Annotated in this window: 24 protein-coding genes and 1 pseudogene; 20 read left to right on the top strand and 5 right to left on the bottom strand. The window is 67.9% G+C overall.

The features are described 5' to 3' along the window. The first annotated feature begins 31 nt into the window (after positions 1-31). The 13 genes from OVY29_RS15060 to OVY29_RS15000 all read left to right on the top strand — a co-directional run bounded on the left by OVY29_RS15060 (position 32) and on the right by OVY29_RS15000 (position 9,036). A complete protein-coding gene (locus OVY29_RS15060) occupies positions 32-472 on the top strand; it encodes a hypothetical protein (protein ID WP_313911665.1) in 441 nt (146 codons plus the stop codon). A 322-nt stretch (positions 473-794) separates the two neighbouring features. After that, positions 795-1,112, top strand: coding sequence for a DUF736 domain-containing protein (locus tag OVY29_RS15055; RefSeq protein ID WP_137893458.1), 318 nt, complete (start codon positions 795-797; stop codon positions 1,110-1,112). 127 nt (positions 1,113-1,239) lie between these two features. After that, positions 1,240-1,533: a transcriptional regulator domain-containing protein gene (locus tag OVY29_RS15050; protein WP_313911664.1), complete on the top strand. Its 294-nt coding sequence runs from the start codon at positions 1,240-1,242 to the stop codon at positions 1,531-1,533. Beyond that, complete coding sequence (locus tag OVY29_RS15045; protein WP_313911663.1) at positions 1,505-2,038, top strand: DUF2285 domain-containing protein; 534 nt, start codon at positions 1,505-1,507, stop codon at positions 2,036-2,038. Before OVY29_RS15050 ends, OVY29_RS15045 begins: the two co-directional genes overlap by 29 nt. A gap of 97 nt (positions 2,039-2,135) precedes the next feature. Then, on the top strand, positions 2,136-2,387 hold the full coding sequence (locus OVY29_RS15040) for a helix-turn-helix transcriptional regulator (RefSeq protein WP_053555711.1): 252 nt from the start codon (positions 2,136-2,138) through the stop codon (positions 2,385-2,387). Then, positions 2,384-2,893: a DUF2840 domain-containing protein gene (locus tag OVY29_RS15035; RefSeq protein ID WP_137893456.1), complete on the top strand. Its 510-nt coding sequence runs from the start codon at positions 2,384-2,386 to the stop codon at positions 2,891-2,893. The genes OVY29_RS15040 and OVY29_RS15035 overlap by 4 nt, the downstream gene beginning before the upstream one ends. Next, a complete protein-coding gene (locus OVY29_RS15030; RefSeq protein WP_409581484.1) occupies positions 2,887-3,459 on the top strand; it encodes a S26 family signal peptidase in 573 nt (190 codons plus the stop codon). The genes OVY29_RS15035 and OVY29_RS15030 overlap by 7 nt, the downstream gene beginning before the upstream one ends. A 5-nt stretch (positions 3,460-3,464) precedes the next feature. Then, a complete protein-coding gene (locus tag OVY29_RS15025; protein ID WP_137893452.1) occupies positions 3,465-3,797 on the top strand; it encodes a DUF736 domain-containing protein in 333 nt (110 codons plus the stop codon). Positions 3,798-3,800: 3 nt separating this feature from the next. After that, complete coding sequence (locus tag OVY29_RS15020) at positions 3,801-4,550, top strand: lytic transglycosylase domain-containing protein (protein WP_313911661.1); 750 nt, start codon at positions 3,801-3,803, stop codon at positions 4,548-4,550. Beyond that, positions 4,547-4,792, top strand: coding sequence for a hypothetical protein (locus tag OVY29_RS15015; protein ID WP_313911660.1), 246 nt, complete (start codon positions 4,547-4,549; stop codon positions 4,790-4,792). Before OVY29_RS15020 ends, OVY29_RS15015 begins: the two co-directional genes overlap by 4 nt. A 95-nt stretch (positions 4,793-4,887) precedes the next feature. Continuing rightward, the gene (locus OVY29_RS15010; RefSeq protein ID WP_313911659.1) at positions 4,888-6,525 is read left to right on the top strand and encodes a relaxase/mobilization nuclease domain-containing protein; all 1,638 of its coding nucleotides are present in this window, start codon (positions 4,888-4,890) and stop codon (positions 6,523-6,525) included. A gap of 28 nt (positions 6,526-6,553) precedes the next feature. Then, a complete protein-coding gene (locus OVY29_RS15005) occupies positions 6,554-8,599 on the top strand; it encodes a conjugal transfer protein TraG (protein ID WP_137890083.1) in 2,046 nt (681 codons plus the stop codon). Continuing rightward, positions 8,596-9,036, top strand: coding sequence for a ribbon-helix-helix protein, CopG family (locus OVY29_RS15000; protein ID WP_137890084.1), 441 nt, complete (start codon positions 8,596-8,598; stop codon positions 9,034-9,036). The genes OVY29_RS15005 and OVY29_RS15000 overlap by 4 nt, the downstream gene beginning before the upstream one ends. Here the strand turns inward: OVY29_RS15000 and OVY29_RS14995 are convergent. The 5 genes and pseudogenes from OVY29_RS14995 to OVY29_RS14975 all read right to left on the bottom strand — a co-directional run bounded on the left by OVY29_RS14995 (position 9,012) and on the right by OVY29_RS14975 (position 11,378). Then, positions 9,012-9,392 carry a MarR family transcriptional regulator gene (locus OVY29_RS14995; RefSeq protein ID WP_313911658.1) on the bottom strand — a complete coding sequence of 127 codons (381 nt, stop codon included), beginning with the start codon at positions 9,390-9,392 and terminating at the stop codon, positions 9,012-9,014. The two genes, OVY29_RS15000 and OVY29_RS14995, sit on opposite strands and share 25 nt — an antisense overlap. 108 nt (positions 9,393-9,500) lie before the next feature. Then, positions 9,501-9,740 (bottom strand): annotated as a pseudogene (locus OVY29_RS24725) (JAB domain-containing protein); the annotation flags it as partial. Positions 9,741-9,949: 209 nt separating this feature from the next. Then, positions 9,950-10,417: a hypothetical protein gene (locus OVY29_RS14985; protein WP_310256050.1), complete on the bottom strand. Its 468-nt coding sequence runs from the start codon at positions 10,415-10,417 to the stop codon at positions 9,950-9,952. Between the two features lie 47 nt (positions 10,418-10,464). Beyond that, positions 10,465-10,797 (bottom strand): hypothetical protein, encoded by a 333-nt coding sequence (locus OVY29_RS14980; RefSeq protein WP_137890086.1) that lies wholly within the window; start codon positions 10,795-10,797, stop codon positions 10,465-10,467. Positions 10,798-10,859: 62 nt separating this feature from the next. Further along, complete coding sequence (locus OVY29_RS14975) at positions 10,860-11,378, bottom strand: LuxR C-terminal-related transcriptional regulator (protein ID WP_137890087.1); 519 nt, start codon at positions 11,376-11,378, stop codon at positions 10,860-10,862. Positions 11,379-11,598: 220 nt separating this feature from the next. Between OVY29_RS14975 and trbB the strand changes: the two genes are divergently transcribed. From trbB to trbL, 7 genes are read left to right on the top strand one after another with little or no spacing between them, the layout of a single operon-like run. Continuing rightward, positions 11,599-12,579 (top strand): P-type conjugative transfer ATPase TrbB, encoded by a 981-nt coding sequence (gene trbB, locus OVY29_RS14970; RefSeq protein WP_137890088.1) that lies wholly within the window; start codon positions 11,599-11,601, stop codon positions 12,577-12,579. A 32-nt stretch (positions 12,580-12,611) separates the two neighbouring features. Next, complete coding sequence (locus OVY29_RS14965) at positions 12,612-12,908, top strand: TrbC/VirB2 family protein (RefSeq protein ID WP_405053473.1); 297 nt, start codon at positions 12,612-12,614, stop codon at positions 12,906-12,908. After that, positions 12,908-13,177: a VirB3 family type IV secretion system protein gene (locus OVY29_RS14960; RefSeq protein WP_053555699.1), complete on the top strand. Its 270-nt coding sequence runs from the start codon at positions 12,908-12,910 to the stop codon at positions 13,175-13,177. Before OVY29_RS14965 ends, OVY29_RS14960 begins: the two co-directional genes overlap by 1 nt. Beyond that, positions 13,174-15,609: a conjugal transfer protein TrbE gene (gene trbE / locus OVY29_RS14955; protein ID WP_313911656.1), complete on the top strand. Its 2,436-nt coding sequence runs from the start codon at positions 13,174-13,176 to the stop codon at positions 15,607-15,609. The genes OVY29_RS14960 and trbE overlap by 4 nt, the downstream gene beginning before the upstream one ends. 6 nt (positions 15,610-15,615) lie before the next feature. Further along, positions 15,616-16,332 (top strand): P-type conjugative transfer protein TrbJ, encoded by a 717-nt coding sequence (gene trbJ / locus OVY29_RS14950; RefSeq protein ID WP_313911655.1) that lies wholly within the window; start codon positions 15,616-15,618, stop codon positions 16,330-16,332. Then, positions 16,262-16,585 (top strand): putative entry exclusion protein TrbK-alt, encoded by a 324-nt coding sequence (gene trbK-alt / locus OVY29_RS24720; protein ID WP_409581483.1) that lies wholly within the window; start codon positions 16,262-16,264, stop codon positions 16,583-16,585. Before trbJ ends, trbK-alt begins: the two co-directional genes overlap by 71 nt. Further along, positions 16,582-17,862: a P-type conjugative transfer protein TrbL gene (gene trbL, locus OVY29_RS14945; RefSeq protein ID WP_313911654.1), complete on the top strand. Its 1,281-nt coding sequence runs from the start codon at positions 16,582-16,584 to the stop codon at positions 17,860-17,862. Before trbK-alt ends, trbL begins: the two co-directional genes overlap by 4 nt. The last annotated feature ends 1 nt before the right edge of the window (position 17,863 follow it).

The raw sequence follows: 17,863 nt of genomic DNA, 5'->3' as shown, positions 1-17,863 counted from the left end.
CGTGGTCGGCGCGCCCAACGGGGCGACGCCCATGACGCTGATGATCATCCTCGGCGGTATCGCCGCACTCTATCTGATCCGGCTGCTGTTCCGGCTGGCGTCCTTGGCCTTGACCGTCTGCCTCGGCCTTTGCGCCTTCCTCCTCCTTCGCGATCAAGGCTATGGACTGGCCGCAGCACTTGCGATGGGACTGCTTACCGGCATCGGGTTCCATCTGGCGGGGCGGTGGCTGTTCGCTCGAACCACCTCCGCAAGCATCCGGCTCCTGATCGGATTGCATTTCATGGCTCCGGCGGGCGCTGCGGGTTTGGGAGCGGGAACGGCGCTGGCGGACCTTCTCGATATCGACGGCGGTTGGCGAACTTGTCTCGCGATTCTTGTCGGGGTCGCGACGGCCTGCGCGAGTTGGCGGTCGCTGGCGGCAGACCGGTCGTCGATGGGCGCGATGCGAGATGCGCCGACCGTTCGATAGCGCGATATCCGGACCCGCCGGTGTTTCTTCGTCGAGGACGGCCCGGCCATTCTGCGCTTTCCGGTCGCTGGCCACGCCAGCACGGCCTCTCGGAATGCGCCATCTGTCAGCAAGTCGCTGCGCTGGTCCGGAACGCCGCAACGGCCATGACCGACTTTCTTCCCCCGGCGTGCCGCCGTTCCTCGCGAGACAAGAAAGACGGCCCGTGTCCGTCCTCCGCTGCGCTGCGGGCCTGATGGCTGCGGCACCGGCCCCTTGCTGACCGCCGATGCGCATCGAGGCCGCGCTGGTGCGGCCCGAGCCCAAGGAAAGGACAAGCATCATGGCCAGGATCGGCACGTTCAAGAAGGTTTCCGGCGAATATCGGGGACAGATCGTCACTCTCTCGGTGCAGGCGAAATCGGTTCGCATCGTTCCGGAAGACAATCCGAGCGGCAACGCCCCCAGCCACCGCGTCTTCATCGGCGAGGCCGAAGTCGGCGCCGCCTGGGAGAAGAAGACGCAGGACAAGCGCCCCTATCTGTCGGTCAAGCTCGACGATCCGACGTTTGCCGCCCCCATCTTCGCCCAGCTTTTCGCCGGCGAAGGCGAGGAACATGATCTGGTCTGGAACCGCCAGGCCCGCCGCGGCGGCGATTGAGCGCCCCCGTATCCCGCCCGGCAGCAGCCGGGCGGGATACCCATTTCTGGGGATCGGCCTTCCGCGATGTGGGAATAGGCCCATCCCATCCGATCGCGATGCTGCCGTCATCCCAATGGAGGTGGCGGTGGCAGGCACGACCCGATTACAGGTGACGCAGCGGGCGCCGCTCGATTTTCCGGGCTTCGCTCAGGAGTTTCTGCGCCGCAATCCTGCTTATGTCCGCGACTATGACTGCGTTATGACCGGCGGGCGCCGCGGCGATGGTGCCGCGCGGGAGGCGATGGCCCGGCGCTGGGGTCTTTGCTTTCCCATGCCCGCCGTTCCGCTCGGCGCGCGAAAGTCCTGCGCTCTGGTCGGCGGCGATCTGCGGTTACACGAACATCCTCGACGTGGCGCCGCCGGGATGCCCGGCGGCTGAAGCCTTTGCGGTTCCGCCGCCCCATCTTGTCGTCGCCGATCGCCGCCTGGAAGATGGCCGGCACTTCGTCTTCGCCGACGACCGGGCATGGCACCGCCTGTGGCTACGCACCGACGGGCCCGGCGTCCCGCTTGCGAACCTGGTCCTGCGCGATTCGCTGGTCGGCCTGCGTCACGAGGCGGCTGCGCGGTTCGATCGATGGCTCGGCGATGCGCCCGGCCCGCCGCCTGCCGGTTTCTTGCCGACCGCCTATCAGGCGCGCCGCCTCGGCATGATGCTCGCCATTCTCGATCTGCTGCAGGGACTGGGCGGCGCCGGCGTCACCTCTCACGATGTCGCGCGCCTCATCATCTACTCCCGCCTGTCGGTCGGCCGCGGCGCCGAATGGAAGTCCTCGCCCGAGCGAAGGCGGACGCAGCGGCTGATCGAGGAAGCACGCGCCTTGATGCAGGGCGGTTATCGGGCACTGCTCGCCGGTCCTGCGGGGCGACAAAAATTGCCCTGAACTTTAGCCGCTCCGGCTCCCGCTCCTCTTCGCGCCACCACGCTCCACGACCCGCCGCACCGGCTTTTTCGGCCCGGCGGCTGGAAGGAGCACGCGAATGAATCCCCCCTTGCCCGCCCTTGGCCCGCGCTATCTCAGAACGCCCGACGCTGCCCTGCACCTCGGGCTGTCGGCCCGGACGCTCGAGAAGCATCGCTGCTACGGGACCGGGCCCGCCTATCGCAAGCTTGGCGGACGCGTCGTCTATGGGATCGAGGATCTCGACGCCTGGGCCGAGATCGGTCGCCGCTCTTCGACCTCCGATCCGGGCAAGGGCACCGTCCATCCGGCGCGGCCGGTGCGCCGATGATGCCGCGCGACGGCATCGCGGCGGCGAGCACGGCAGAGGCGCGCATGCCGCTGACCGAGGTCGAACTGACCTGGATCGAAGGCCGCACCGAGCAATGGATCCGCTTTGGCCGCGTCGCCGCCGAGCGGATCGTCAGCCGCCGCAAGCGCATCGTCATGTTTCGTCCGGGAGCGACCTTCGCCTATTTGCGCTGGTCGTCGAACGACTTCGGGACCATCCACTCGAGTATCCAGATCGTCACCGCGGTCGCTGTCGGCGAGCCCCATACGGCGCTACCGTTCGTCCGGCCCGGCGGCGAAATTCTGCTCAGCATCGAGAGCTGGCCGAAGGTGTCGCGGGTGCTCGAAGCGGTCGATGCGGTCGAGGCCGCCGGGGTCGATCCGTGCGATGCGTCGCCCGATCACTGGCGTCATGTCGCCGACCGTCTCGCCGCCGGCCTGCCCTTTCGTCCCTATAGCGCAGAGCGCCATGCGGCATGGCTACGCCGCCGGGCGATCGAATCGTGAACCGCCGCTACCTCCATATTGTCGCTGCCGCCGTGACGCTGCTCGGTCTTTCAGCCGGCTTCGCGCCGGCGCCGCGCCTGCTGTGGAATGCGAGCCACAGCGCGCCGGTTGGCCTTTATCGCATCGATCCCGGCGCCGCGCCCGTGGTGGGCGATTGGGTCGCGATCGCGCCGCCGACTGATCTCGCCGATTACATGGCGCGGCGCAATTACCTGCCTCGCGGCGTGCCGCTTCTCAAGCGTGTCGCTGCGCTCCCCGGCGCGCGGGTCTGTCGCTCGGGCGTCTTCGTGACCGTCGACGGCCGGGCCGTCGCCCGCGCGCTGGCGCGCGACCGGGCCGGCCGGCCGCTGCCGGCCTGGCTCGGCTGCCGCATCGTGCAGCCCCGCGAGATCTTCCTGATCAATGCGGCGCGGGACAGTCTCGACGGACGATATTTCGGGCCGCTTCCGACCAGCGGCCTGCTCGGAACGGCGCACCCGATCCTGACCCGCGACGCCCCGGGCGCGCCGCTGCGCTGGCGCCCTTCGGGCCGCGATCTTGCTTTTCCCCGTAGCGAAATGGAGTGATATCGATGCTTATCGGAACTTTCGAAAAGCGCGGCGACGGCTATGCCGGCCGCCTGCGCACGCTCACTTGCGATGCCGACATCGTCATCGTTCGGGTGCAGCCATCGGCGGCTGAAAATGCCCCCGAATGGCGGCTGCTCCTCGGCGACGCTGCAAGCGGAATCGAAATCGGTGCGGGCTGGAATCGCACCGGCGAGCGCGCCGGAGCGTTCATCGCCGTGCAGATCGACGACCCCGCCTTCGCGGTTCCGCTGCGCGCGAACCTGCTCCGCGCGTCGCAAAACGAGGGCGAACATCATCTGCTCTGGTCGCGCCCGTCGGCGCGCGAGCGGAGCTAGACCATGGCATACGGGCCGCGATCGTCCTGCACCGCCATTGCGCTCGCGCTGCGCTGCGCGGCGATCGGCTGCGCACTCGGCGCGCCCTTCGGCGGCGCATCCGCTGCCATCGCCGCGCCGGCGGTGCGCGCCGATGTCCATCCCTATGCGGCATCGGTCGCCGAGGCGTCGCAGCGTTTCGGTATCCCCGAACGCTGGATCTGGCGCGTCATGCACGCCGAAAGCCGGGGCAACGCACGCGCCGTCTCGCACGCCGGCGCGATGGGGCTCATGCAGATCATGCCCGCGACCTGGGCGATGTTGTCGGCGCGCCACGGCTTGGGCGCGGACCCGTTCGATGTGCGCTCGAACATCCTTGCGGGTGCCGCTTATCTGCGCGCGATGTGGGATCGCTACCGCGATGTGCCGCTGATGCTCGCCGCCTATAATGCGGGACCGGGCCGCGCCGACGCTTTTGCGTCCGGACGGCGCGGACTGCCTGCCGAAACGCGCGCCTATGTCGCGCGGATCGCGCCCGAGCTTGGCGCATCCGGCATTGCTTCGCGCGCCGCCGCGCCGCCTTCGGCCGCGCCGGGCTGGCAGCGGTCGACACTCTTTGCCGCGCGGGGCGATAACGCCTTTGTCGTCGAAGACCACGCGCCGGCCGTCCCGGACTCGAACAGTCTGCCGGATAGTCCGACGGCCGCTGCGCCAGCCACCGGCGCCGGGCGGCATCCGCTCTTCGTCCCGCTTTCCGGTAAGGACCGTCGATGAAGACCTTCTTCGCTCCGCCGCGTTTGTCTGCGCCTTGTCGGGTAAAGCCGGCAAGGAAGGGCGGGATTGGCCGGGATGGAAGGGAAGTATGGCGAGATAAAAGGGCTGCCAGCCACTTGGTCGATGAGGGGCGTAAATCAGCGGAAAATTCATATGGCTCGCAATTGCCTGGCCATATGATGGCGAATATTACCAAGAAAATTCAGTGGCTTGTAATATGGCAGGCCGCGATGAACAGGTGAAGACGGTGAGTTCAAGGTCCGGCCGGGAAGGGGCGGGACCGCGGGCCGAGGCGTCGCGCCGGGGGCGGAGCCTCGCGGGGCAGGTGCGCCACTCCATGGCGCGCAAGGGTTTCGCGCGCCGTCCGCCGGGGTCGGGCGGCGGCACCGGGCATCATGGCCGCGGCCGCCGCGCGCTCGCGCGGGTGCGCTTCCGTGCCGACGGCCGCCGGGTCGTCGTCAAGGCGCGGATCGTGCGCCACAAGGGGCAGCGCTTCCGCTCGGCGCCGCTCGCGCGTCATATCCAATATCTCGAACGCGACGGCGTCACCCGCGACGGCCGCGACGCATCGATGTTCGACGCGGAGGGGGACGCAGCCGACCGCGCCGGCTTCGCATCGCGCTGCGAGGACGATCGTCATCATTTCCGTTTCATCGTCAGTCCGGAAGATGCCGGGGAGATCGACGACCTCAGGCGCTTCACCCGCGACCTCATGGCCGACATGGCAAAGGATCTCGAGACGCGGCTCGACTGGATCGCGGTCGATCATTGGAACACCGACAATCCGCACATCCATATCCTCGTCCGCGGCGTCGCGGACGACGGCAAAGATCTCGTCGTCGACCGCGGCTATATGAGCGAAGGGCTGCGCTGGCGCGCCGAGGACATCGCCACGCTCGAGCTCGGGCCGCGCAGCGCGCGCGACATCGCCGATGCGCTCGCGCGCGAGGTCGACGCCGAGCGCTGGACGGGCCTCGACCGGACGCTCGAGCGGATAGCCGCCGAGGGGGCAGGCGAGATCGATCTCCGGCCGGACGGTCAGGCCGATGGGCATCTTCATCGGCAGCTGCTTGGCCGGGCGGCGAAGCTCGAGGCGCTCGGTCTTGCCGAGCAGATCGAGTCCGGCATCTGGGTCATGCGCGGCGATGCCGAGGCCGTGCTGCGCGACCTCTCGGTTCGCGGCGACATCATCAAGACCATGCACCGGGCATTGACCCGCGACGGCGGCCGCTTCGACCCGTCGGTGCTTGCTCTCCACGACGATGTGCCGACCGATCCGGTCATCGGCCGCCTCATCGATCGCGGGCTTCACGACGAACTCGCCGGCAGCGCCTATGCGATTGTCGACGGCGCCGATGGGCGCACGCATCATCTGCGGTTCGGCGACATGGAGATGACCGGCGACGCGCGGCCCGGTGCCATCGTCGAGCTTCGGTCCTGGGCCGACGCGAAGGGGCAGATGCGGCAGTCGCTCGTGACGCGATCGGACCTGCCGCTCGATGCGCAAGTGACCGCACCCGGCGCGACCTGGCTCGACCGTCAACTCGTCGCCCGCGAGCCGGCGGCGAGCCATCAAGGCTTCGGACGCGAAATTCGCGATGCGATGGATGCGCGGTCGCGCCACCTCGCCGAGCAGGGACTGGCGAGCCGCCAGGGTCAGCGCGTCATTCTCGCGCAGGGTCTCATCGAGACCTTGAACGCGCGCGACCTCGACGCGGCGTTCCGCTCGATCGCCGAGCGCACCGGCCTCGCGCACAGGCCCTCGGGAGCCGATGACCATGTAAGCGGCATCTACCGCGAACGCGTCACTTTGTCTTCGGGCCGTTTCGCGATGATCGACGACGGGCTCGGTTTCCAGCTCGTTCCCTGGCGCCCGGCGCTCGACAAACATCTTGGCCAGCATGTCACCGGGACGATGACGCCCGGCGGCACCGTCGACTGGGCGCTCGGGCGCGGCAGGGGCATCGGGCTGTGAGGCCGGGCATCCATCATGGGAGGCGAGCGTGAACGACAGGATTCTCTGGGGCCAGATAACGGCCGTGTTTCTGATCGTCCTCCTTGCGGTCTGGGGCGCGACGCAATGGACGGCGGCGGCGCTCGCCTTCCAGCCCGAGCTCGGCGAGCCCTGGTTCCGCCTTGGCGATTATCCCGTCTATCCGCCGCCGGCCTTCTTCTGGTGGTGGTTCGCCTTCGACGCCTATGCGCCGCCGATCTTCTATAAGGGCGCGCTGATCGCCGCGTCGGGCGGGTTCGCTGCCATCATCGTGGCGATCGCCATGTCGGTATGGCGCGCCCGCGAACGGCGGAAGGCCGAGACCTATGGTTCGGCGCGATGGGCGGGCCGGCGCGAGATACGCGCTGCCGGGATGCTCGGGGGCGAAGGGGTCGTGCTCGGCCGGTTCGGTAGCGACTATCTTAGGCATGACGGCGCCGAGCATATTCTCTGCTTCGCGCCGACACGGTCGGGCAAGGGCGTGGGGCTCGTCGTGCCCACTTTGCTCACCTGGCCGGGAAGCTGCATCGTCCATGACATCAAGGGCGAGAATTGGCAGCTGACCGCGGGCTTTCGCGCGCTGCACGGCCGCGTGCTGCTCTTCGATCCGACCAATGCCAAATCCTCAGCCTATAATCCCCTGCTCGAAGTGCGCCGCGGTGAATGGGAAGTGCGCGATGTCCAGAATGTCGCCGACGTGCTCGTCGACCCCGAAGGCAGTCTCGAGAAGCGCAACCATTGGGAGAAGACGAGCCATGCGCTGCTCGTCGGCGCGATCCTGCACGTGCTATACGCCGAGGAAGACAAGTCGCTCGCCGGTGTCGCCGCCTTTCTCTCCAATCCGCGGCGACCGATCGTCTCGACGCTGCGCCGCATGCAGACGACCCGGCATCTGGGGGACAAGGGCGTGCATCCCGTCGTCGCCGCGGCCGCGCAGGAATTGCTGAACAAGTCGGACAATGAACGCTCGGGGGTGCTCTCGACCGCCATGTCCTTCCTCGGCCTCTATCGCGACCCCGTCATCGCGGCGGTGACGGGCCGCTCCGAATGGCGGATTGCCGATCTGATGGCGGGGGACCGTCCGACCTCGCTCTATCTCGTCGTGCCGCCCGGCGACATCAGCCGGACGAAGCCGCTCATTCGCCTGATCCTCAACCAGATCGGACGGCGGCTCACCGAGGATCTCAATCCCGGCGCGCGGCCGCGGCGCCTGCTCCTGATGCTCGACGAGTTTCCGGCGCTGGGCCGCCTCGATTTCTTCGAAAGCGCGCTCGCCTTCATGGCGGGATACGGGATCAAGGCCTTCCTGATCGCCCAGTCGCTCAACCAGATCGAAAAGGCCTATGGGCAGAATAATGCGATCCTCGACAATTGCCATGTCCGGGTGAGTTTCGCGACCAACGACGAGCGGACCGCCAAGCGTATTTCGGATGCGCTCGGGACTGCGACCGAAATGCGTGCGATGAAAAATTATGCCGGCCACCGCCTCTCGCCCTGGCTCGGTCATCTCATGGTCTCGCGCACCGAAACCGCCCGCGCCTTGCTCACGCCGGGCGAGGTGATGCAACTGCCGCCAGGCGAGCAGATCGTGATGGCCGCCGGGGTGCCGCCGATCCGGGCTGCGAAGGCACGCTATTATGTCGACCCCCGGTTCACGAGCCGCATTCTCGCACCGCCGACACCTGCCCGGACGTCGAAACGGGCGGACGACGACTGGACGCCGCGGCCGCAGGCGCCGGCGCCCGTCCTTCTGCTTCCCGGACCCGGGCCTGCCGGACGCCGGGCATCGCCAGCGGAGGACGGCGACCCGAAGGCGGCGGCGCCGGCCAGGGGCGCTGCGGCGGAGGAGGGGGCCAATTCGGGGATCCGGCGGGAGCCGGGCCTCGCCGATCATGAGAATGTGGCACCCGAACCTGTGCCCGAGGTCAACGAGTTCGATTTCGACCGCGGCGGCGAGGGAGGTAACGCGGCGCGCGACCGGCGCGCCATGGACCGGGCGATGCGGCGCAATGCGCGCAACGCATCGCTCGATCCGGGCGATGGAATCGACCTGTGAAAAAGCCCGCGGTCAAACGGACCTTCCGCCTCGATGCCGCGCTTTGCCGCGAGCTCGACGAACGGGCGCGCAGCCGGCGCATGACGCGAACCGATATTGTCGAAGCCGCCCTTGCATCCTTGCTCACACCCGATCAGGAGGAGCGGCTCGAGGCGGTGCTCGCCCGGCGCCTCGACCGCCTGTCGCGGCAGATCGATCGGCTCGAATGGCATATCGAGCTGTCGAACGAGACCGCCGCGCTGTTCATCCGATCCTGGCTGACGAACAATCCGCCGCTCCCCGATGCGGCGCTGCAGGCGGCGCAGGCCACCGGCAAGAAACGGTGGGAGGCGTTCGTCGATACGCTCGCGCGCCGGATGGAACTTGGGCCGAAGTTCCAGGAGGAAGTATCGCTGGGCACACAGCCCGGCACTCATTCCTCGCCGGCCGCGAAATAGGCGGTAAGCCGGTGGGCGACTTCGGGCGCCAGCTGGATGAAGTTTCGCCGTCCGTCGGCGGGATCCGACGTGCGGACCAGGAGCTCGGCGTCGCAGAGCCGCTGGACCAGCCTCAGCGCGCTGCTCATCCCCAGCCCCGAGGCGATGCCGAGGCTGCTCGTCGACACCGGCTTCGCCTCGCCTTCATGAATGAAGAGGTCGATGAGCATGTCCCACGCCGGCTCGCCGAATAATTCATCGTTGCCCAGAAGCTGTTTGCGCAGCAACCGCCGCCGCAAGGTCCGCCGCGCATTGGCGAGTGCGAGGTCGGCAATCTCTTTCTGCGTCTCGTCGCGATGCCCGTCCCCGAGGGTCAACGGCGGTCCCGGTCTTCCCCTCGGCGGAGCTTTGCCGGCGGCCAGCCTATGGTGCTCGCGCTGGGTGACGATAATATGGTCGATGAGTTCGACGTCGAGCGCCCGGCCGATGCCCCGCAGGAGGTCGGTGACGCGAATATCGCTGTCGCTCGGGGCCGGGTCACCGCTTGGATGATTATGGACCAGCAGGATAGCCGCCGCGTCCAGTTCGAGCGCGCGCCGGAAAATCGTGCGGGGATAAAGTGTCAGCTGCCGAACCGAGCCATGCTGCATTTGCTCGTCGGCGATGAGTCGGCGCGACGCGTCCAGAAACAGCACGCGAAGAATTTCCTCGGGCAGCGCCCCCATCGAGGCCTTGAGATATTCGATCAATTTCGGGCTGGAGGGTTCGATCACGCGACCGAGCAATTCGGCGCGCATGGCTTCGAGGCCGGCCTCGCGCGCGGCAAGCAGAAGGCCTATGACCGGACTCTTTTCCCCGAGGACCCGCGCGAGCGCCTCGGGTGACCGCGACCAGATGCGATCGAGACTATGGAACTCGGCAAGTAGCGTTTCGGCTACCGATTGGCTGTTCTCGGGATCGATCGACGCGACGAGATGTACCAGGACGGCTCGCTGTCGCCGCGCGCCAGGCGTCGCTGGTGCCGCCAGGTTGCGAGGATGAGGATCGGCGGAACCAGCCACGAGGTCGCGACCTGCATCGTCAGATAAGCCGCCGGATGAATCTCCACATCGAGGATCCGGCTCGTGTGCGCGAGGAGCGGTAGAATATGGAGGACCGCGACGCACATGGGCCAGAAGCGATGCGCAAAAAGCGCGAGCAGGGTGGTCGCGCTCGCACCGAACAGGTCGATCGCGAGATGCCCCATGTCCAGCGATGCGAATTCGACCGGTACGAAAGCGTGGAGCATCTTGTCCGCTCCCACCATGGTCAGCGCGATCGCGGCCATTGCGCGTTCGGGTCCGCCCCCGCGCCAGGCCGCATAGCCAAGAGCAACCAGCAAGAAAGCGAGGAAAAATGCCATGCGCACCGTCCGAACCTTTCATGCTGGCTGCTCCCGGTCAATCGGAGTCAGGCGGCCGCCGGAAGAGGCTCGGAAACCGCGCCGGCAATCGACGGGCATTCATGGAGGTCATAGCCCGCCGTCTCGCGTCCGATTTGCACGAGATCGCCATGGACGCGAAGAATGTCGCTGCTCACATCGACCAGCGCCATCTGCGCCTTCGCGAGCCGCCGGATCGTCGCATGACCGCTGGTGGCCGGCACACCGACGGTATCGCGTCGCGCGGTAACGACGCTTGTCGTCAGCGAGGACACCGCGATGAGCGCATCGTCGACCCTGCCTTCCGCAGCCGCGACGTCGCGCTCGAGACGAGCTGCTGCAAAACTGATTTCTTTGGACATGACTTCTCCTTTTCCGGATCGCGGGGGCGATCCGGCGATTGCTTGGGCACAAGGGAAAGGGATCAGCCGGAGATCAGCCGCGTCAGCGCCTGGGCGATGGCGAGCCCCGATAAGATGAGCAGGACCAGTGCGACCAGCATGGCCGCCATGATCAGCGCTCGCCTCGTCCGGGCATGGTCATGCCTCCAGAAATCCCTGAACGGCGGGCTGGCCTCCATCGGCCCGTCCGCCGCCAGGACACTGTCGTTCAGCGCCATCGCGTCGGCCGGGCCTCCGTCCGGGAAGTGGGATGGCACGAGCGCAGGCGGCGGCGGAAGGTCGATCGGATCGCATGTGATCCGGTCATAGGTCTGTTTGAGACGGGCATAGACGATCGCGGTCTCGTCGCGGTTCGCCGTCCCCAATATGTCGCGCGCCTTGGTCAGCCGGAGATCGACGGTGGGCTTGGCGATTCCGAGCTGCCGCGCGATCTGCTTCGAGGTCTGTCGCTCGATCAGGAGATCGAGGCAGGCCCGCTGCTTGTCGGTGAGGCGCGCCCAGCGTTCGGCGTCCTCAAATGTCTGCGACCTCGAATCACTCATGTTCACACTCTTGTCAAAATTGCCTCCGGCACAAGCCCCGGGGGTGATTCGCGGGGGCGCGGCCGCTCTCCCGCGATGACGGCGCCTACGCCACAGCCTGTCTTTCGACGCCACGGTGCGACGCGCTCAAAAGCTTGTTGAATTGGGGCAATCCCTGCGTCTCTTACTCGGCCCCGTCGCACGGACACTCCGGTCCGGCGCCGCGAAACGGGGTCCTCTCATGGCTGCAGAACCGATCCGGCTCGAAGCGCGAAATCGCAGCGCGCGCATGTTGCAGACCGCATTCGGAGCGGCGATCGCCGGCTGGCTTGCCGACCCGCAAGTCGTCGAGATCATGCTCAATCCGGACGGCCGCCTCTGGGTCGACCGCTTGGGTGCTGGCCTTTCGGATAGCGGCACATGGCTGAGCGCGGCCGATGGCGAACGCATCATCCGCCTCGTCGCACATCATGTCGGCGCCGAAGTTCATGCCGGGAGTCCGCGCGTATCGGCCGAACTGCCCGGCGGCGGCGAACGGTTCGAGGGACTGCTGCCGCCCGTGGTGATCGCTCCGGCCTTCGCGATCCGCAAGCCGGCGGCCGCCGTTTTCACACTCGACGACTATGTGGGCGCGCGCATCATGGCGCCGGCTGCCGCCGCCGCGCTGCGGCATGCGGTCGCCGGGCGGATGAACATTCTCGTCGCCGGCGGCACCGGAACCGGCAAGACGACGCTCGCCAACGCGCTGCTCGCCGAGATCGCCGGCACCGATGACCGGGTCATCCTCATCGAGGATATACGCGAGTTGCAGTGCGCCGCGCGCAATGTCGTCGCCATGCGCACCAAGGACGGGGTCGCATCGCTCACCGACCTCGTGCGCTCGTCGCTCCGCCTCCGGCCCGATCGCATTCCGATCGGCGAGGTCCGCGGCCCCGAAGCGCTCGATCTGCTGAAGGCCTGGGGGACGGGGCATCCGGGCGGGATCGGTACGATCCACGCCGGAAGCGCGCTCGGGGCGCTCCGCCGCATGGAGCAGCTCATCCAGGAGGCGGTCGTCACCGTGCCGCGCGCGCTGCTTGCCGAAACCATCGACCTTGTTGCCGTCCTCGTCCGCGATGGGACTGGCCGGCGCCTGTGCGAACTTGCGCGGGTAGACGGGCTCGATCCCGCCACCGGCGAATATCGCCTGGTCCCGCACACACAAGAAGGAGAAAGCTCATGATCCGTGCCGCCCGGCATGGTGCCCGCCGCGCCATGCTCACTTCGACCGCGATCGTCGTCGCGATGATCGTCGCCGTCCCGGCCCATGCCGGCGGCTCGTCAATGCCCTGGGAAGCGCCGCTCCAGTCGATCCTCGAGAGCATCGAGGGTCCGGTCGCCAAGATCGTCGCGGTGATCATCATCATCGTCACCGGCCTGAGCCTTGCCTTCGGCGATACCTCGGGCGGCTTCCGCCGACTGGTCCAGATCGTCTTCGGCCTGTCGATCGCCTTCGCGGCATCGAGCTTCTTCCTCTCCTTCTTCTCCTTCGGCGGCGGGGCGCTCGTCTGATGGCACAGGAGGCCGACATTCCGGGCTTCTTCGCGCCGGTCCACCGCGCGCTCGCCGAGCCGATCCTGCTCGGCGGCGCGCCGCGCAGCCTGGCGATCGTCAACGGCACGCTCGCCGGCGCGATCGGGCTTGGCCTTCGGCTCTGGATCGCCGGCCTTGCCCTCTGGGCGATCGGCCATGCCCTTTCGGTCTGGGCGGCGCGGCACGACCCGCAGTTCGTCGACGTCGCCCGCCGCCACCTCAAATTTCCTGTCTGGATGCGCCCATGATGAGCCTCGCCGAATATCGCACCAAATCCGCCGCCCTCGCCGACTATCTTCCCTGGGTGGCGCTTGTCGCCGAAGGCGTCGTCCTCAACAAGGACGGCTCCTTCCAGCGCACGGCGCGCTTTCGCGGTCCCGACCTCGACAGCGCGACCCCGGCCGAACTCGTCTCGGTGACCGCGCGGCTGAACAATGCGCTGCGGCGGCTCGGCTCGGGCTGGGCGGTCTTCGTCGAGGCGCAGCGTGTTCCCGCGATATCCTATCCGGTCTCCGATTTTCCCGACGCCGTCTCGGCGCTGGTCGATGTCGAGCGCCGCGAACAGTTTCGCGAGGAAGGCGCGCATTTCGAAAGCTTCTATTATCTGACCCTGCTCTGGATGCCGCCCGCGGAGGAGGCCGCGCGCGCGGCAGCCTGGCTTTATGAGGGGCGCTCGGAGGCGGGAGTCGATCCGAAAGAATATCTGAAGGGCTTCGTCGACCGCAGCGGGCGGCTGCTCCATCTGATCGAAGGCTTCGTTCCCGAGGCCGAATGGCTGGGCGACGGCGAGACACTGACCTATCTCCACAGCTGCGTCTCGACCAACCGGCAGCGCGTCCGCGTCCCCGAAACACCCGTCTATCTCGACGCGCTGCTGACCGACCAGCCGCTCGTCGGCGGGCTCGCACCCCGGCTCGGCGAGCATCATCTCCGCACGCTGACGATCACCGGCTTTCCGACCGCGACCTGGCCGGGCCTGCTCGACGAGCTCAACCGGCTCGCTTTCGCCTATCGCTGGTCGACGCGCGCGATCATGCTCGACAAGACCGACGCGACGAAGCTGCTGACCAAAATCCGGCGGCAGTGGTTCGCCAAGCGCAAATCGCTCGCCGCGATCCTCAAGGAAGTGATGACCAACGAGGCCTCGGTGCTCATGGACTCGGACGCCTCGAACAAGGCTGCCGACGCCGATATGGCATTGCAGGAACTCGGCGCCGACCAAGCAGGCATCGCCTATGTGACCGCGACGCTGACCGTCTGGGACAAGGATCCCGCCATCGCGGCCGAAAAGCTGCGGCTCGCCGAGAAGGTCATCCAGGGCCGCGATTTCACCTGCACGGTCGAGGGCATGAACGGGGTCGACGCCTGGCTCGGGAGCCTCCCCGGCCATGTCTATGCCAATGTCCGCCAGCCCCCCATTTCGACGCTCAATCTCGCCCACCTCATACCCTTGTCAGCGGTGTGGGCGGGGGCGGAACGGGACGAGCATTTCGGTGATGCCCCCTTGCTCTATGGCAAGACCGAAGGCTCGACCCCGTTCCGCCTCACTCTTCATGTCGGCGACGTCGGCCATAGCCTTGTCGTCGGCCCGACGGGCGCCGGCAAGTCGGTGCTCCTCGCACTGATGGCGCTGCAGTTCCGGCGCTATGAGGGCAGCCAGATTTTCGCCTTCGACTTCGGCGGCTCGATCCGCGCCGCGACGCTCGCCATGGGGGGCGACTGGCAGGATCTGGGCGGCGCCCTGCAGGATGACGGCGGCGGCGTCGCGCTGCAGCCGCTCGCGCGCATCGACGAGGCGGGCGAACGCGCGTGGGCCGCCGAATGGCTGGCCGCGCTCCTCGCGGGCGAAGGCGTCGCGGTCGATCCGGCCGCGAAGGAGCATCTCTGGTCGGCGCTGACGTCGCTGGCGACCGCGCCGGTCGCGGAGCGGACACTGACCGGGCTCGCGGTCCTGCTGCAATCGCAGGAGCTCAAACAGGCGCTGGCGCCCTATCTGGTCGGCGGACCCTGGGGACGGCTCCTCGATGCGGAGGTCGAACGCCTCGGCGACGCGCGGGTGCAGGCGCTCGAGACCGAGGGCCTCGTTGGCGCCGCCTCGGCCCCCGCCGTGCTCGCCTATCTCTTTCACCGGATCGGGCAGCGCCTCGACGGCTCGCCGACGCTGATCATCATCGACGAGGGCTGGCTCATCCTCGACAGTCCGGCCTTCGCTGCGCAGCTGCGCGAATGGCTGAAAACGCTGCGCAAGAAGAATGCGAGCGTCATCTTCGCGACGCAGAGCCTTGCCGATGTCGAGAGTTCGAGCATCGCGCCGGCGATCATCGAAAGCTGCCCGACGCGTATCTTCCTTCCCAACGAGCGCGCCGCCGAGCCGCAGATCGCGCGGGTCTATGAGCGCTTCGGCCTCAACGACCGGCAGATCGAGATATTGAGCCGGTCGACCCCGAAACGCGACTATTATTGCCAGTCACGACGCGGAAACCGGCTCTTCGAACTGGGGCTCGGCGAGATCGCGCTCGCCTTCACCGCCGCGTCTTCCAAGACCGACCAGATCCGCATCGGCGAACTCGTCGCCGAACATGGGAGCGATGGCTTTGCCGCCGCCTGGCTGCGTGAGCGCCGCCTCGACTGGGCGGCCGATCTTCTCGCCAATCTCGAATCTTCCACCCTGAAGGAGTGAATGACCATGAAGACCCCGATTTTCCATTGCGCGGCCGCGCTGCTTGTCGCCGGGTGCGGCATCGCGGCAGCGGCCGTGCCCGCCCCGGCCGCGGCCCAGGTGGGCGGGATCGTCCACGATCCCCGCAATTACGCGCAGAACATCCTGACCGCCGCGCGCACGCTCGAGCAGATCAACAATCAGATCAAGCAGCTGCAGAACCAGGCGACGTCGCTCGCGAACGAGGCACGCAACCTGTCGGGCCTGCCGGTCTCGACGATCGAGGAGCTGCAAGGGCAGGTCGACCGGACCCGCACCCTGCTCGGCGAAGCGCAGCGGGTCGCTTTTGACGTCGGCGACATCCAGAAGGCGTTCGACGCACGCTACAAGGGCGGCGCGCTGACGGGCACGCAGGCGGAAATGGTCGCCAATGCCGAAGCGCGCTGGAACGACAGCGTCGGTGCTTTCCAGGATGCGATGAAGGTTCAGGCGGGCGTCGTCGGCAATATGGGCGATGCGCGCCGCTCGATTACGACGCTGGTGGCCGCGAGCCAGTCGGCGGCCGGCGCCCTCCAGGCGGCACAGGCGGGCAACCAGCTGCTCGCGCTCCAGTCGCAGCAACTCGGTGATCTTGCCGCCGCGATCGCCGCGCAGGGGCGGGCGCAGATGCTTGATGCCGCCCGCGCGGCGGCGGCCGAGGCCGAAGGCCGCGAGCGCTTCCGCCGCTTCCTCAAAGGCAATTGAGATGGGCCGGGCGGCCAGGATCGCAGGCGCGGCAGTGCTGGGCGGAATCGCCATGACGCTCGCGCTCGTCGCCGCGACCTTGCCGCCCGCGCCCCGTGCGTCCGCCCCCCAGGTCTCCGGGGCGGACGCACACCCGGCGCCCGACGATAGGCTTCGCCGCTGCCGGACCGTCACGACCGCCGACGCCGATTGCGAAGCGGCATGGGAAGCGAAGCGGCGCCGGTTTTTCGGTGAGCGGAGGAGCGAGCGATGAACGACACGGGTGTGATCGACCAATTCCTGTCGGTCTTTTCGACCTATATCGACAGCGGCTTCGGGCTGCTCGGCGGCGAAGTCGGGTTCCTGTCGACGACGCTCATCGTCATCGATGTGACGATCGCCGCGCTGTTCTGGGCGTGGGGCGCCGACGAGGATGTCCTTCAGCGCCTCGTCAAGAAGACGCTCTACATCGGCGTCTTCGCGTTCATCATCGGTAATTTCCAGAGCCTGGCGACGATCATGCTCGAAAGCTTTGCCGGTCTCGGGCTGAAGGCAAGCGGCGGCCCCATGGCGATCGGCGACTTCATGCGCCCGGGCGTCGTCGCGGCGACGGGCCTCGATGCCGCGGAGCCGCTTCTCGATGCGAGCAAGGACCTATTGGGGCCTATCGGGCTCTTCACCAACTTCGTGCAGATATTGATCCTGCTGATCGCCTGGGTGATCGTCGTCCTCGCCTTCTTCATCCTCGCGGTCCAGGTCTTCGTGACGATCCTCGAGTTCAAGCTTGTCACGCTCGCGGGCTTCGTTCTGATCCCCTTCGCCTTTTTCGGCCGCACCGCCTTCATGGCGGAGCGCGTCCTTGGCCATATCGTTTCCTCCGGCATCAAGGTGCTGGTGCTCGCCGTCATCACCGGGATCGGCACGACCCTCTTCGATCGCTTCATGGGTGCCCAGATTGGCGCCGAGCCCGACATCGAGCAGGTGATGGCGATCGCGCTTGGCGCGCTCACATTGCTGGGTCTCGGTATCTTCGGTCCTTCGATCGCCAATGGCATCGTCGCGGGCGGCCCCCAACTCGGCGCAGGCGCCGCGGCCGGCACGGCCGTCGCCGCCGGCGCAACGCTCGCTGCGGGCGCGGCGGGTGCGACGCTGGCTACCGGTGCCGCCGCCACCTTTGCGCGCGGCGCTGCGGCTGGCGCTAGCCGCACTGCGGGCAGCGCATCGGCCTCCTACGCCGCAGGCGCGGCCGGGAAGAGCGGGGCGCAGGCGTTCGGCGCGGGTCTCGCCAATGTCGCGCGCTCGGCGGCGAGCGCAGCGGCGTCCCCGCTTCGGCGTGCCGCCGAGCGGACCCGCGAGCAATTTGCGGCCGGCCGCGCGGGTCAGGCGGCGAAGGCGGCGCCCGCACCTGCTGCCGGCACCCCGCCGGCTTGGGCGACCGCGATGCGGCAGCGGCAGGCGGTCGCGCAGGGCGCGATGGTCGGCGCGCAGACCCTGAAGGGCGGCGATAGCCACGGCGGCGGCTCCGCACCCGACATCAGCGAAAGGGATTGAT

This window comes from Sphingopyxis sp. SE2, assembly GCF_032227185.1.
In the GTDB taxonomy this organism is placed as follows: domain Bacteria; phylum Pseudomonadota; class Alphaproteobacteria; order Sphingomonadales; family Sphingomonadaceae; genus Sphingopyxis.
This window is presented reverse-complemented; position numbering and strand designations above follow the sequence as displayed.